The organism is Klebsiella sp. X1-16S-Nf21 (assembly GCF_002837615.1).
Classification (GTDB): domain Bacteria; phylum Pseudomonadota; class Gammaproteobacteria; order Enterobacterales; family Enterobacteriaceae; genus Klebsiella; species Klebsiella variicola.
On sequence record NZ_PJDK01000109.1, the window covers coordinates 1 to 13,714 of the forward strand.

Annotated in this window: 13 protein-coding genes and 1 tRNA gene; 9 read left to right on the plus strand and 5 right to left on the minus strand. The window is 57.7% G+C overall.

What is annotated here, in order from left to right; translation table 11 throughout:
• A tRNA-Asp gene (locus CW267_RS27925) sits at positions 1-77 on the plus strand.
• 59 nt (positions 78-136) lie between these two features.
• On the opposite strand, the gene CW267_RS27930 is transcribed toward CW267_RS27925, so the two are convergent.
• On the minus strand, positions 137-1,018 hold the full coding sequence (locus tag CW267_RS27930) for a LysR family transcriptional regulator (RefSeq protein WP_012968890.1): 882 nt from the start codon (positions 1,016-1,018) through the stop codon (positions 137-139).
• A 103-nt stretch (positions 1,019-1,121) separates the two neighbouring features.
• Here CW267_RS27930 and eamB point away from each other — a divergent pair, with 103 nt between their 5' ends.
• Positions 1,122-1,712 carry a cysteine/O-acetylserine transporter gene (gene eamB / locus CW267_RS27935; RefSeq protein WP_012968889.1) on the plus strand — a complete coding sequence of 197 codons (591 nt, stop codon included), beginning with the start codon at positions 1,122-1,124 and terminating at the stop codon, positions 1,710-1,712.
• A gap of 28 nt (positions 1,713-1,740) precedes the next feature.
• Here eamB and CW267_RS27940 read toward each other — a convergent pair whose 3' ends face one another.
• The 3 genes from CW267_RS27940 to fadE all read right to left on the minus strand — a co-directional run bounded on the left by CW267_RS27940 (position 1,741) and on the right by fadE (position 6,481).
• Positions 1,741-2,841, minus strand: a complete 1,101-nt coding sequence (locus CW267_RS27940) for an AI-2E family transporter (protein ID WP_023297094.1) — start codon at positions 2,839-2,841, stop codon at positions 1,741-1,743.
• Between the two features lie 248 nt (positions 2,842-3,089).
• Positions 3,090-3,860, minus strand: a complete 771-nt coding sequence (locus CW267_RS27945) for an amidohydrolase (RefSeq protein ID WP_016160335.1) — start codon at positions 3,858-3,860, stop codon at positions 3,090-3,092.
• Between the two features lie 176 nt (positions 3,861-4,036).
• Positions 4,037-6,481 (minus strand): acyl-CoA dehydrogenase FadE, encoded by a 2,445-nt coding sequence (gene fadE / locus CW267_RS27950; protein ID WP_012968887.1) that lies wholly within the window; start codon positions 6,479-6,481, stop codon positions 4,037-4,039.
• 239 nt (positions 6,482-6,720) lie between these two features.
• On the opposite strand from fadE, the gene lpcA reads away from it, so the two are divergent.
• Both lpcA and CW267_RS27960 read left to right on the plus strand, forming a co-directional pair.
• Positions 6,721-7,302, plus strand: coding sequence for a D-sedoheptulose 7-phosphate isomerase (gene lpcA / locus CW267_RS27955; RefSeq protein ID WP_008805261.1), 582 nt, complete (start codon positions 6,721-6,723; stop codon positions 7,300-7,302).
• A gap of 74 nt (positions 7,303-7,376) precedes the next feature.
• Positions 7,377-8,144 carry a class II glutamine amidotransferase gene (locus CW267_RS27960; RefSeq protein ID WP_008805262.1) on the plus strand — a complete coding sequence of 256 codons (768 nt, stop codon included), beginning with the start codon at positions 7,377-7,379 and terminating at the stop codon, positions 8,142-8,144.
• Here CW267_RS27960 and dpaA read toward each other — a convergent pair.
• Complete coding sequence (dpaA, locus tag CW267_RS27965) at positions 8,115-8,855, minus strand: peptidoglycan meso-diaminopimelic acid protein amidase (protein WP_100781132.1); 741 nt, start codon at positions 8,853-8,855, stop codon at positions 8,115-8,117. The two genes, CW267_RS27960 and dpaA, sit on opposite strands and share 30 nt — an antisense overlap.
• A 411-nt stretch (positions 8,856-9,266) precedes the next feature.
• Between dpaA and CW267_RS27975 the strand changes: the two genes are divergently transcribed.
• The 5 genes from CW267_RS27975 to CW267_RS27995 all read left to right on the plus strand — a co-directional run.
• Positions 9,267-10,610: a Na(+)-translocating NADH-quinone reductase subunit A gene (locus CW267_RS27975; protein WP_100781131.1), complete on the plus strand. Its 1,344-nt coding sequence runs from the start codon at positions 9,267-9,269 to the stop codon at positions 10,608-10,610.
• A 3-nt stretch (positions 10,611-10,613) separates the two neighbouring features.
• The gene (locus CW267_RS27980) at positions 10,614-11,852 is read left to right on the plus strand and encodes an NADH:ubiquinone reductase (Na(+)-transporting) subunit B (RefSeq protein WP_017901312.1); all 1,239 of its coding nucleotides are present in this window, start codon (positions 10,614-10,616) and stop codon (positions 11,850-11,852) included.
• Positions 11,845-12,639 carry a Na(+)-translocating NADH-quinone reductase subunit C gene (locus CW267_RS27985; RefSeq protein ID WP_100781130.1) on the plus strand — a complete coding sequence of 265 codons (795 nt, stop codon included), beginning with the start codon at positions 11,845-11,847 and terminating at the stop codon, positions 12,637-12,639. Before CW267_RS27980 ends, CW267_RS27985 begins: the two co-directional genes overlap by 8 nt.
• The gene (locus tag CW267_RS27990; protein ID WP_002889716.1) at positions 12,632-13,270 is read left to right on the plus strand and encodes an NADH:ubiquinone reductase (Na(+)-transporting) subunit D; all 639 of its coding nucleotides are present in this window, start codon (positions 12,632-12,634) and stop codon (positions 13,268-13,270) included. The genes CW267_RS27985 and CW267_RS27990 overlap by 8 nt, the downstream gene beginning before the upstream one ends.
• 6 nt (positions 13,271-13,276) lie before the next feature.
• On the plus strand, positions 13,277-13,714 hold a 438-nt coding region (locus CW267_RS27995), incomplete at its 3' end, for an NADH:ubiquinone reductase (Na(+)-transporting) subunit E (RefSeq protein WP_101148691.1).

Sequence of the window (13,714 nt, forward strand, 5' to 3'; positions counted from 1 at the left end):
GGAGCGGTAGTTCAGTCGGTTAGAATACCTGCCTGTCACGCAGGGGGTCGCGGGTTCGAGTCCCGTCCGTTCCGCCACTATTCAGAAAGCCTGAATCAGCAATGATTCAGGCTTTCGTCGTTTTCGTCGCCGAATTTCAGCGCGCCTCTTGTTCCTCCTGCATACACTGCATGAATACCCGCATCGCCGGACTGATTGCTTTCCCGGCGTGATGGGCGCAGAGCGCATGGATCGTCAGCGGCGTCTCGCTGAACGGCAGCTCGACCAGCGTCCCGCGTTTGAGTTCCTCCTCTACCGCAAAGCGCGGCAGGAAGCTCACCCCAAGATTGCCCGCCACGCACTGTTTGATGCTTTCAATACTCCACAGTTCGATGGTGTTCTCCATGGTAATGCCGCGCTGGCGCAGGGTACTTTCAAAAATCTGCCGGAACACGCACTGGGGTTCGTTGATGATAAAGCTCAATGGGATATGCTGCCGCGGGCGCAGGAAGTCGACCGGCGCCTGATCGACTGACGCGACCAGCGCCAGCGGCTGCGGGCCAAGTTCCATCATGGTGAGCGCATCATCGTTGCCAACCCGGTAAAACACCCCCAGGTCGACTTCGTCAGCGAGCAGCGCATCACGGATGCTGTAGCAATTGAGTGACTGCAGTGACAGGCGGACCTTCGGGGCGCGTTGCTTAAAACGCTGCAGCACCGGCGGCATTTTGTACGCCAGTAGGGTTTCACCAGTGGCGACGCGAAGTTCGCCGCCGGGTTCATCGTCCTGGCGCGCCGCCTGGCGAATCGACGCCATTACTTTGGTCAAGTCGTAGACATGCGGCAGGACATTCTTACCCGCGGCGGTGAGACACATCCGCCGGCCAATTTTCTCAAACAGCGGGATGGCAAGCTCCTGCTCAAGCTGCTGGATATGAAAGGTTACGGTGGACTGGGTGCAGCACAGTTTCTGCGAGGCGCGCAGAAAGGATCCTTCTTCGACAACCGTTTTGAAGGTGATAAAGCGTCGCAGATCCATATTTCCTCTTTATATCGACATTCTCGAATTCAGAATGAAAAAACATTCATTTTTTTAAATTATCAGCTTCGGGTACTGTCTGCCAGTCAAGAGGAGAAAACACGTGACACCTACCCTGATTAGCGCCTTTTTAACTTACACCCTGATCACCGCCCTGACGCCCGGGCCGAATAATATTCTGGCGCTGAGCAGCGTCACCGCGCACGGCTTTCGACGGAGCATGCGGGTTCTGGCCGGCATGAGCCTGGGGTTTGTGATCATCATGCTGATTTGTGCCGGGCTGACGTTCACTCTCGTTACCCTGGATGAGGGGATAACCTCCCTGCTACGCTGGGTCGGCGCAGGGTATATCCTGTGGCTGGCCTGGCACATTGCCCGCAGCGACCCGGCCAGCGGTGGGCAGGAGGAGCGGCCTGTCAGCTTCTGGGCCAGCCTGGGGCTGCAGTTTGTGAATGTAAAAATTATCCTGTACGGCATCACGGCCCTGTCGACCTTTGTTCTGCCAGTGACTCGCGAGCCATTCTGGCTGGTGATGATAAGCCTGTTGCTATCAGTAATAGGCGTTGCCGGCAATCTTTGCTGGGCGCTGGCCGGTCAACTGTTTCAGCCGGTGTTCGAACGCCATGGAAGAGGGTTAAATCTGCTGCTGGCGCTGCTGCTGGTCTGGTGCGCGGTACGAATGTTTATGGAATGAATTAAGGGAGCGTAACGCTCCCTTGAGGTTATTTATCCTGCGGCAGGGCGGGTTGCCCTTCATTTACCCAGGTCATGAAGATCCGATAACCGATGGCCAGCAGGGTGGCGCCGAGAAACATACCGAGAATGCCGTTAGAGGCCATTCCGCCGAGGGCGCCCAGCAGCACTACCGGCATTGGCGCGTCGACTCCGCGCCCCAGCAGCAGAGGTTTGAGGACGTTATCGGCCATGCCGGCGACGATCAGCAGGATGGTGTAGAAGATATCCATGCCGGTACTGTGGGTGCCGAGACTCCACATTAGCGCAATGGCCGGGGCCGTCACCAGGATCACCGGCACCTGGGCAATGCCGAGGAGCAGGGCCAGAATAAAGAAGATCCCGACGGCGGGAATGCTGGCCATCAGCATGATCACGCCGACCAGCAGCGCCTGGATCAATGCCACCCCGATGACGCCCTGGGCGACCGCGCGGATGGTGCTGGTGCACAGGCGGGTGAGGGTCACGCCTTTATTTTCATCGGTAATACGGATGGCAATACGCTGGGCGCTAATGGCGCCCGCTGCGCCCCAGGCCATCATAATTCCCGAGACGATAAACGAAATAATAAAGCCAATCAGCCCGCCGCTCATGCTGGCCAAAATACTGAGAAACTGTTTGGCAATGTCGCCGATTTGCGAGCGGTAATTACTGAGCAGTCCCGGGAGATCGACGGAAGCTCTCATCCACAGGGCGCTAAGCCGTTCGCCAATGATCGGTAACGCGGCAATGCGCGAGGAGGGCGGGGGAATGGTAAAGCTCTGGCTGCCCATCTTGTCTATCATGGCGCTGGCGCTTTCCGCCAACGAGGTGATCATCAGCACCGTGGGGATGACGATCAGTAAAATACCTAACAACACCAGCACCACTGACGCCAGTCCCTGTTTGCCCGCTAACAATCCGGCAAAATATTGATGTAAGGGATAGAGCGCCACGGCGAGGATCAGCGCCCAGAGCATCATATTGATAAAGGGAGAAAAGACGGTAAAACAGAATGAGGCCAGCGCCAGAATAAGCCCGAACCGAATAAACATATCGAGAAAGCGGGTGACCAGCCGTTTTTCAATCAACAGCAGATTATTATTATCCATTTTCTTTTACGCTCACATAATATTCTTACGCCAACGCTCAGCGTTGTTTAACAAAACACGCCAGCAACAGAAAATTCATGATTTACAACGCAGAAGTGAGTTGAAGGTGATCTCCGCCCATTTGGTTGTGGGGGCTTTTAATGAGTGTAGAACAGAAATGAATGGCGCCCGGCAAATATTCTGCGGTGCGCTGGCGGGCGAAATCCCGCTTTCTTTACCTGCTGAATGAGGAAGAAAGCGGAGGGAGATTAACCGAGGGTAAAAGGATCGGCATCGCGCCAGGCGGGAAATTTTTCGCGATATTCCTGGAGGGCAGCCAGCGACAATTCGGCATCAAGACGGGTGGCCTGATGCGGATCGGCAGTGGCGACAATCTCCCCCTGGGGACTGATAATCCGGCTATCGCCGCGGTAATGATGGCCGTTACCGTCAGTACCGACCCGGTTACAGCCGGCGACATAGGCCTGGTTCTCGATAGCGCGGGCGACCAGCAGCGACTGCCAGTGTAGGGAGCGCGGCGCCGGCCAGTTGGCAACATACAGCGCCAAATCATAGTCGTTCAGATTACGCGACCATACCGGAAAGCGCAGGTCGTAACAGACCAGCGGCAGGATACGCCATCCGCGCCATTCAAAGACCACGCGTCGGTCACCAGCCTCATAATGATGGTGTTCATCGGCCATACGGAACAGGTGCCGTTTATCATAATGGTGCACCGTACCGTCGGGCTCGACCAGCAGGAAGCGGTTAACAGCGCCGTGTTCGGTTTGCAGCGCTGCGCTGCCGGCAATCAGCGCCTGGGTTTGCGCGGCCCGGGCATGCATCCACTCCACCACGTCGGCTTCGGGTAAAGACTGTTTTGCCGCTTCCATGGCAAAGCCGGTGGTGAACATCTCCGGTAAAACAATGACATCGCGCCCAATAATCCCTTCCAGTTGGCGATCAAAATGGCGCAGGTTGGCAGGGCCGTCCATCCAGACCAGCGGTTGTTGCAACAGCGTAATTTTCAGGCCAGGCACAATGGTCAACTCCATTCTCATGAGGGGGTTAGGTTAACTGTAACACCATATCAGCCTCGCGGCGGTCAGCGGAATATTTTGTTAAAAAAATGCTACTGACAGAAGCCACGGAGGAGGGGGGACGAAAAAAAGCGGGGAAAATTCCCCGCCCGGCGTGTGATGTGGTGATTGTTTTATTATGCGGCTTCAACTTTGCGAACTTTTTCCGGCAGCTTTACCGGCTTTGTCGCCAGCTCCTCTGGCGCAAAGTCGTCGACGTTGATGCTGCGCAAGCGACTGTGCTCTGCGCGGGTCAGAATAGCGGCTTCTTCCTGATTTATTAATCCTTTGGCCAGCGCGTTGTGTGCCAGCTCATCCAGACGGGTGAACGGCAGGTTTTTACCCAACTCTTTGCAGATCCGCTGGTGGATAGGATCGGCCGCCATCACTTCCAGCAGCGCCTCTTCCAGCAGACCAACCGGGTTATGCTCGCTCGGCGTCAGGTACTGACCGCGACCGATGCGGGAGCGAGTGGCGCTGGGCACCTGCAGAATTTTAGCGACTTTATGGTCCAGCTTATCCGACGGCGCATGATGATGACGCCCGGTCGGGAAGATGGCCACACGCATCGCACCTGCCACCAGACGGTTGGGGAAGTTTTTCAGCAGATCGTCGATGGCCTGTTCAGCCTGGTGCAGCGCATCCTGCACTCCCCAGTGAACCAGCGGCAGATCGGCTTCATTGCGTCCTTCATCGTCATAGCGTTTCAGCACCGCGGAGGCCAGATACAGCTGGCTTAACACATCCCCCAGACGCGCGGAGATACGTTCGCGACGCTTGAGGCTGCCGCCCAGTACCGCCATCGACACGTCTGACAGCAGCGCGAGGTTGGCACTCAGACGGTTCATTTGCTGATAGTAGCGACGGGTGGCGTCACGGGTCGGCGCGCTGCTGGTGCGTCCGCCGGTCAGGCCCAGCCAGAAACTCCGGACTTTGTTACTGCCGACATGGCCGATGTGTTTGAACAGCAGCTTATCGTAGGCGTTCAGGTCGTTATTCTGCGCGGCGGCCATCTCTTCCAGCACGTAAGGGTGGCAGCGAATAGCCCCCTGACCGAAGATCATCATGCTGCGGGTCAGAATGTTTGCGCCTTCAACGGTGATGGCGATCGGCGCGCCCTGGTAAGCCCGGGCGAGGAAGTTACCTTCGCCCAGCATAATGCCTTTCCCGCCGGTAATATCCATCGCGTCGATAATGGAGCGCTGGCCGCGGTGGGTACAGTGATATTTCACAATCGCGGACAGCACTGCCGGTTTCTCGCCGAGCATAATGCCGTAGGTGATCAGCGACGCCGCGGCGTCCATCACATAGGCGTTACCCGCGATGCGCGCCAGCGCCTCTTCAATCCCTTCCATTTTGCCGATCGATATTTTGAACTGACGGCGAATGTGGGCGTAGGCGCCGGTCGCCATAGCGACGGATTTCAGGCCGCCGGTGGCGTTGGAAGGCAGGGTAATACCGCGGCCCACGGACAGACATTCAACCAGCATGCGCCAGCCCTGACCGGCCATGCTCGGGCCGCCGATGATGTAATCGATCGGCACGAAGATATCCTTGCCGCGGGTTGGGCCGTTCTGGAACGGGACGTTCAGCGGGAAGTGGCGACGGCCAATTTCCACGCCCGGCGTTGAGGTGGGGATCAGCGCGCAGGTGATGCCCAGCTCTTCCTCGCCGCCCAGCAAACGGTCCGGGTCAGAGAGTTTGAAGGCCAGCCCCAGCACGGTGGCGATTGGCGCCAGCGTGATATAGCGTTTGTTCCAGGTCAGGCGCATCCCCAGCACCTGTTGACCCTGCCAGTCGCCCATGCACACCACGCCGGTATCCGGAATAGCGCCGGCGTCAGAGCCCGCTTCCGGACTGGTCAGTGCGAAGCAGGGGATTTCCAGGCCGCGCGCCAGACGCGGCAGATAATGATTCTTCTGTTCTTCGGTACCGTAATGCTGCAGCAGTTCGCCCGGGCCCAGCGAGTTTGGGACGCCGACGGTGATCGCCAGGATGCCGGAGACGCCAGAAAGTTTCTGTAGCACTCGTGCCTGAGCGTAAGCGGAGAACTCAAGCCCGCCATACTCTTTCTTGATAATCATCGCGAAGAAGCGGTGCTCTTTCAGATAGGCCCACAGCTCGGGCGGCAGATCGGCCATTTCGTGGGTGATGGCGAAGTCGTTAGCCATCCGGCAGGCCTCTTCCACCGGGCCGTCGAGGAAAGCTTGCTCTTCGGCGGTCAGGCGCGGCTGCGGATAGTTATGCAGCTTGTGCCAGTCCGGGTTGCCGCGGAACAGATCGCCTTCCCACCAGGTGGTGCCGGCGTCGATGGCTTCTTTTTCCGTACGCGACATCGGCGGCATCACCTTGCGGAAAGCGCGAAATGCCGGTGCGGAAATCATCGATTTACGCATGGGGGCAAAGTTGAACGGCAACAAAATAATGGCCAGCGGCAGCAGCAGCCAGATATTCCACAGTCCGGCCGCGCCGAGCGCCGCGGTCCAGGCGAGCAAAATCACACTGCTGAGCAGCAGGCTGACCCGGTGATAGAAGAGCGCACCGAGTAAAACGACGGTTGCAACAATACTCAAAATCATCATAGAGAAATGCTCCCTGAGCTTGTAGGAGGTCTGACCACTTGTGATGTATTGGTTGTAGTGCATGCGTTTTTATTTAGCAATGTGTTTACAAAATAATTACAACCTCGCTCACATTGTTGTATGCAAAAGCGGCACATAAAATCAAAAGGGCGGGGGATAACACTGCCTGCTGCTTCTCGCTTCGGCGGCTATCCGGTACACTGCCAGGGTTATTCCACTCATACTGAAGGATTATCCTCATGTACCAGGATCTTATTCGTAACGAACTGAACGAAGCCGCGGAAACGCTGGCTAACTTTCTGCAGGACGAAGCCAATATCCATGCTATCCAGCGTGCCGCTGTTCTGTTGGCGGATAGCTTTAAGGCGGGTGGGAAAGTGCTGTCCTGTGGTAACGGCGGTTCCCATTGCGATGCGATGCATTTTGCGGAAGAGCTGACCGGTCGTTATCGCGAAAACCGCCCGGGTTACCCGGCCATCGCGATCTCCGACGTCAGCCATCTCTCCTGCGTGAGCAATGATTTTGGCTATGAGTATGTGTTCTCCCGCTATGTTGAATCCGTCGGCCGTGCGGGCGATGTGCTGCTCGGCATCTCCACGTCAGGTAACTCCGGCAACGTGATCAAGGCCATTGAAGCCGCGCGGGCGCAGGGGATGAAAGTGATCACCCTGACCGGTAAAGACGGCGGCAAAATGGCGGGTTCCGCCGACGTTGAAATACGCGTGCCGCACTTTGGCTATGCCGACCGCATCCAGGAGATCCACATCAAAGTGATCCATATCCTGATTATGCTGATCGAAAAAGAGATGGTGAAAGGCTAACAGGCAGGCGAGTGTGTACTGTTGACGGCGGCCTCGCTTTGGCGCCGTCGTGATTTGTGAGGGTGAGGTGATCTATGTGCGAACTGCTCGGGATGAGCGCCAATGTGCCAACAGATATCTGTTTTAGCTTTACCGGGCTGGTGCAGCGCGGGGGCGGGACGGGGCCGCATAAAGACGGCTGGGGCATCACCTTCTATGAAGGCAAAGGCTGTCGCACATTCAAAGATCCGCAGCCGAGCTTTCAGTCGCCGATCGCGAAACTGGTCCAGGATTACCCGATTAAGTCCTGTTCCGTCGTCGCCCATATCCGTCAGGCCAATCGCGGGATGGTGGCCCTGGAGAACACCCATCCCTTCACCCGCGAACTGTGGGGGCGCAACTGGACCTATGCGCACAATGGGCAGCTCAAAGGCTATAAATCGCTGAAAACCGGTAATTTCCATCCGGTAGGTGAAACCGACAGTGAAAAAGCGTTTTGCTGGCTGCTGCACCGTTTAACCGAGCGCTATCCGCGCACGCCGGGCAATATGCTGGGCGTTTTCAAGTATATCGCCACCCTGGCGGGTGAACTGCGTGAGAAAGGGGTGTTCAACATGCTGCTGTCGGACGGGCGCTACGTGATGGCGTTCTGCTCGACCAATCTGCACTGGATCACCCGGCGGGCGCCGTTTGGCGTGGCAAAACTGCTGGACCAGGATGTGGAGATCGACTTTCAACGCGAGACCACACCCAACGATGTGGTCACGGTTATCGCCACGCAGCCGCTGACGGCCAATGAAACCTGGCACAAGATCATGCCAGGCGAGTGGGCGTTATTTTGTCTCGGGGAGCGTGTAGTTTGAGGCCAGCTGCGGCTGAACAACCTCGTGGCTGAGCGGCTTGCTTACCACATAGCGGCCGTCGGTCACTGACACAATCGGCGGTTTGTGGGTCTGCTGGAAATAGTCATAGCCAGGCTTAAGCTGTTTCCAGAAATCCGCATAGTAGGAGTATTTGTGGCGTTCCATATTGGCGTTGGTCATGCGGAACGGATAGATACTCACCTGCACGCTTGGCTGGCCGAAGACTAAGGCGCCGGTCACAAACTGGAAGATCTCATCGATCCCGCTGTCGGTCATGGCGTAGCAGCCGACTGAGACGCAGTCGCCATGGATCATCAGGTATTTCCCTTCATAACCATGGGCGCGATCGTAGGCGTTCGGGAAGCCGATGTTAATGGCTTTATAGAAGCGGCTGTCGGGTTTGAGCTGGCTGCGGGTGACGCTATAGAACCCTTCCGGACTCTTGAAATCACCCTGACGCTGTTTCGGACCCAGGCCACCGGAATAGTTGCAGATCCGATAGCTGTTGAGGAGCTGGTAGGTTTCACCCATTTTGACGTAAAGGTCGAGCATGCGCTCTTCTTTAAAGATCTCAATGTAAACCGGTGAACCCATTAATTGCTGCTTGTATTCTTTGCTAACCGGCGTCGTCGGGCTATTGCTGCTGAGCAGCCCGGCAAATGACACGCACGGCAACAGAAGCATCGCAATAAATAATGCGATTTTGCGCATACTGCTTGTTCCTTGATAAAACAAAATAGCCACATTGCCAGGACGGCAAGAGAGACCCGAAATCAGAGTTTTCTGGATTTAGAGCGCTCACATTAGCATCACGGCATTTTTTCGCAAGGGCGACGTGGCGGCGTTTACAATTCAGCCTCACTTTATAACCCGCTTACGGCGAAAACACAGTCAGAACTTTGCGCAATAGCTCGCATTTTAGAAGCACTTATTGCCCCTCGCGCTACAGCCGCCGCTCACGAAATGTTACACTTGCGCCGGTTCATCACCAGAGTAAGAAAGGAGGCTTCTCTTCCGTCATGAGCGCCACTGGCGCCGTTTCGCCCTTTCTTCTCTGCCATTCTGTCAATAAGCTGGCCCCGGCCTGCGTCGGGGTTGAGGTTACGGATACCTGCTAACGATATGATTAAAATCACGAAAGGGCTGGATTTGCCCATAGCTGGCATGCCATTACAGCAGATCTCTCCTGCGCCAGCGGTGAAGCGCGTCGCGCTACTCGGCGAAGAGTACGTCGGGATGCGTCCCGCTATGGCGGTCAAAGAGGGCGATCGGGTCAAAAAAGGTCAGATCCTGTTCGAAGATAAAAAGACCCCCGGCGTCTACTTTACCGCCCCGGCGAGCGGGGTTGTCAGCGCCATCCACCGCGGTGAACGGCGCGTTTTACAGTCAGTGGTGATTGATATCGAGGGCAATGACGCGGTGGCCTTTACCCGTTACGCCGCGGACGCACTGGCTGAGCTGCCGCGCGACACCGTACAGCAGCAGCTGCTGGCCTCGGGCCTGTGGACGGCGCTACGCACCCGGCCATTCAGTAAAACGCCGCGCCCGGGCAGCGTGCCCGCCGCTATTTTTGTCAACGCCATGGATACCAATCCGCTGGCGGCGGAGCCGCAGCCGATTATTCTGGCCGAGCGTGCCGCCTTCGATGCCGGTCTTACCGTGCTCACGCGTCTGACCGACGGGAAAGTGCATGTCTGCCAGCCCAGCGGCGGCAAGCTGGGCGGCCATCCTGCCGGCCAGGTCTGTTTTAATCAGTTCTCCGGGCCGCACCCGGCGGGGCTGCCGGGAACGCATATTCACTTTCTGGAGCCGGTGAGCCTGAATAAACAGGTCTGGCACCTCAATTATCAGGATGCGATCGCTATCGGTCAGCTTTTCCTTGAAGGTGAGCTGAACTGCGAGCGGGTGATTGCGCTCGGCGGCCCGCAGGTGAAGTCGCCGCGGCTGGTCAAAACGACGCTGGGCGCCAGCCTGGACGATCTGCTGGCGGGCGGGCTGGAGGAGGGGGAAAACCGCGTCATTTCCGGCTCGGTACTTAGCGGTACCCGCGCCCACGGCCCCCACGCTTTCCTCGGGCGTTTCCATCTGCAGGTGAGCGTGGTTCGCGAAGGTCGGGAAAAAGAGCTGTTTGGCTGGGTGATGCCGGGCAAAGAGAAGTTCTCGATTACCCGCACTACGCTAGGCCATTTCTTCAAGCGCAAGCGCTTTCATTTCTCCACGGATACTAACGGCGGCGAGCGGGCGATGGTGCCGATCGGCAACTATGAGCGGGTGATGCCGCTGGATATTCTGCCAACCATATTGCTGCGCGATCTGCTGGCCGGCGATAGCGATAGCGCCCAGGCGCTGGGCTGTCTGGAGCTGGATGAAGAAGATCTGGCGCTCTGCACCTACGTTTGTCCGGGCAAATATGAATACGGTCCGGCGCTGCGCAGCGTGTTAACCCAGATTGAGCAGGAAGGATAAGAGATGGGCTTAAAGCACCTGATTGAGAAACTTGAGCCGCATTTCACGCATGGCGGCAAGCTGGAAAAATATTACCCGCTGTATGAAGCGGCGGCGACCATCTTCTACACGCCGGGGCAGGTCACCCGCGGCGCGGCGCACGTGCGCGACGCCATCGACCTCAAGCGGATGATGATCCTCGTGTGGTTTGCCGTATTCCCGGCGATGTTCTGGGGCATGTACAACGTTGGGCTGCAGACCATTCCGGCGCTGCACAAACTGTACGGCGCCGAACAGCTGCAGCAGGTGATCGCCAACAACTGGCATTACAGCGTCGCCCAGTGGTTAGGGGTCAGCTTCAGCGCTGACGCCGGCTGGCTGAGCATGATGACCCTGGGCGCGGTCTTCTTCCTGCCGATCTATATCACCGTTTTTATCGTCGGCGGCTTCTGGGAAGTGCTGTTCGCGATTGTGCGCAAACATGAGATCAACGAAGGCTTTTTCGTTACCTCAATTCTCTTCGCGCTGATTGTGCCGCCTACGCTTCCGCTATGGCAGGCGGCGCTGGGGATCTCCTTTGGGGTGGTGATCGCCAAAGAGATTTTCGGCGGTACCGGGCGCAACTTCCTCAACCCGGCGCTGGCGGGGCGCGCGTTCCTGTTCTTCGCCTACCCGGCGCAGATTTCCGGCGATCTCGTGTGGACGGCGGCGGACGGTTTCTCCGGCGCCACGCCGCTCTCCCAGTGGGCCAGCGGCGGCGGTGAAGCGCTGGTTAACGTCGCGACCGGCATCCCGGTGAGCTGGATGGACGCCTTCCTCGGCAACATTCCCGGCTCAATTGGCGAAGTCTCCACGCTGATGATCCTGATCGGCGGCGCGATCATTCTCTTTGGCCGCGTCGCGTCCTGGCGCATCGTCGCCGGGGTGATGATCGGCATGATCGCCACCGCCACCCTGTTTAACGTTATCGGCTCCGACACCAACCCGATGTTCGCTATGCCATGGTACTGGCATCTGGTGCTCGGCGGCTTTGCCTTCGGCATGATGTTTATGGCGACAGACCCGGTATCCGCCTCGTTTACCGATAAAGGGAAATGGAGTTACGGCGTGTTGATCGGCGTGATGTGCGTGCTGATCCGCGTGGTGAACCCGGCTTATCCGGAAGGGATGATGCTGGCGATCCTCTTCGCCAACCTCTTCGCACCGCTGTTCGATTACCTGGTGGTGCAGGCCAATATTAAGCGGAGGAAGTCGCGTGGCTGAGAAGAAAAGTAACGATAGCATCGGCAAAACGCTGCTGGTGGTGCTGGTGCTTTGTCTGGTCTGCTCCATCGTGGTAGCGGGCTCGGCCGTGGGGCTGAAATCCCGCCAGCAGGCGCAGCGGGCGCTGGATAAACAGCGCAATATCCTGGCCGTCGCCGGCCTGATACAGCCCGGGATGGATGCTGATGCGGTAGCGGAAACCTTCGCGGCGCGCATTTCGCCGCGACTGGTGAATCTGGCGACCGGCGAGCTGCTGGAGAAAGACCCGGCAAAATTTAATCAGGCCCAGGCGCTGAAGGATCCACAGCAGAGCATCGCGCTGGACGCCAGCCAGGATCCGGCCGGCATTAAGCGGCGTAGCAACCTGGCGGAAATTTATCTGGTGCGCGACGCGCAGCAACAGATTGAGCAGATGGTGCTGCCGATCTACGGCAATGGCCTGTGGTCGATGATGTACGCCTTTATGGCGCTGGACGTTGATGGCCGCACGGTGAAAGGCATTACTTATTACGATCAGGGGGAAACCCCGGGGCTGGGCGGCGAAGTGGAGAACCCGAACTGGCGCCAGCAGTTTATTGGCAAGCAGGTGCTGGATGACAACGGCATGCCGGCACTCCGGGTGGTGAAAGGCGGCGCGCGCGCCGGTGACCTGCATGCAGTAGACGGTTTATCCGGCGCCACGCTAACGTCTAACGGCGTGCAGCACAGCTTTGATTTCTGGATGGGCGAACTGGGCTTTGGTCCGTTCCTGAAAAAAGTGCGTGAGGGAGGGCTGAATAATGGCTGAACAGAGCGATATGAAAGAGGTGAAGCGCGTGCTGGTGGGGCCGCTCATCGCCAACAACCCCATCGCCCTGCAGGTGCTGGGCGTCTGCTCCGCGCTGGCGGTAACCACTAAACTGGAAACCGCCTTCGTGATGACCATTGCGGTGACGCTGGTGACGGCGTTCTCCAGCATGTTTATCTCGATGATTCGCCACCATATTCCCAATAGCGTGCGCATCATCGTGCAGATGGCGATCATCGCCTCGTTGGTTATCGTGGTGGATCAGCTGCTGCGGGCTTTCGCCTATGAGACCTCTAAGCAGCTGTCGGTGTTCGTCGGGCTTATCATCACCAACTGTATCGTGATGGGGCGTGCCGAAGCTTATGCCATGAAATCGCCGCCGCTGGCCAGCTTTATGGACGGTATTGGCAACGGTCTCGGCTATGGCGCGATCCTGATAATCGTCGGCTTCCTGCGCGAGCTTATCGGCAGCGGCAAGCTGTTCGGTATCACGGTGCTGGAGACGGTGCAGAACGGCGGCTGGTATCAGCCGAACGGCCTGTTCCTGCTGGCGCCGAGCGCCTTCTTCATTATCGGTTTGCTGATCTGGGCCCTGCGTAGCTGGAAGCCTGAGCAGCAGGAAAAGGAGTAATCGATGATGGCTCATTACATTAGCCTGTTTGTCCGCGCGGTGTTCGTTGAGAACATGGCGCTGGCCTTCTTCCTCGGGATGTGTACCTTCCTCGCGGTGTCGAAAAAGGTCTCCACCGCCTTCGGCCTCGGCGTCGCAGTGACGGTGGTGCTGGGTCTTGCTGTGCCAATCAACAACCTGGTCTATAACCTGGTGCTGCGCGACGGCGCGCTGGTGGAAGGCGTAGATCTCAGCTTCCTGAACTTCATCACCTTTATCGGAGTGATTGCGGCGCTGGTGCAGATCCTCGAGATGATCCTCGATAAGTACTTCCCGGCACTCTATAACGCGTTAGGGATCTTCCTGCCGCTTATCGCCGTTAACTGCGCCATTTTCGGCGGCGTGTCGTTCATGGTGCAGCGTGATTACAACTTCCCGGAATCCATCGTCTACGGCTTCGGCTCC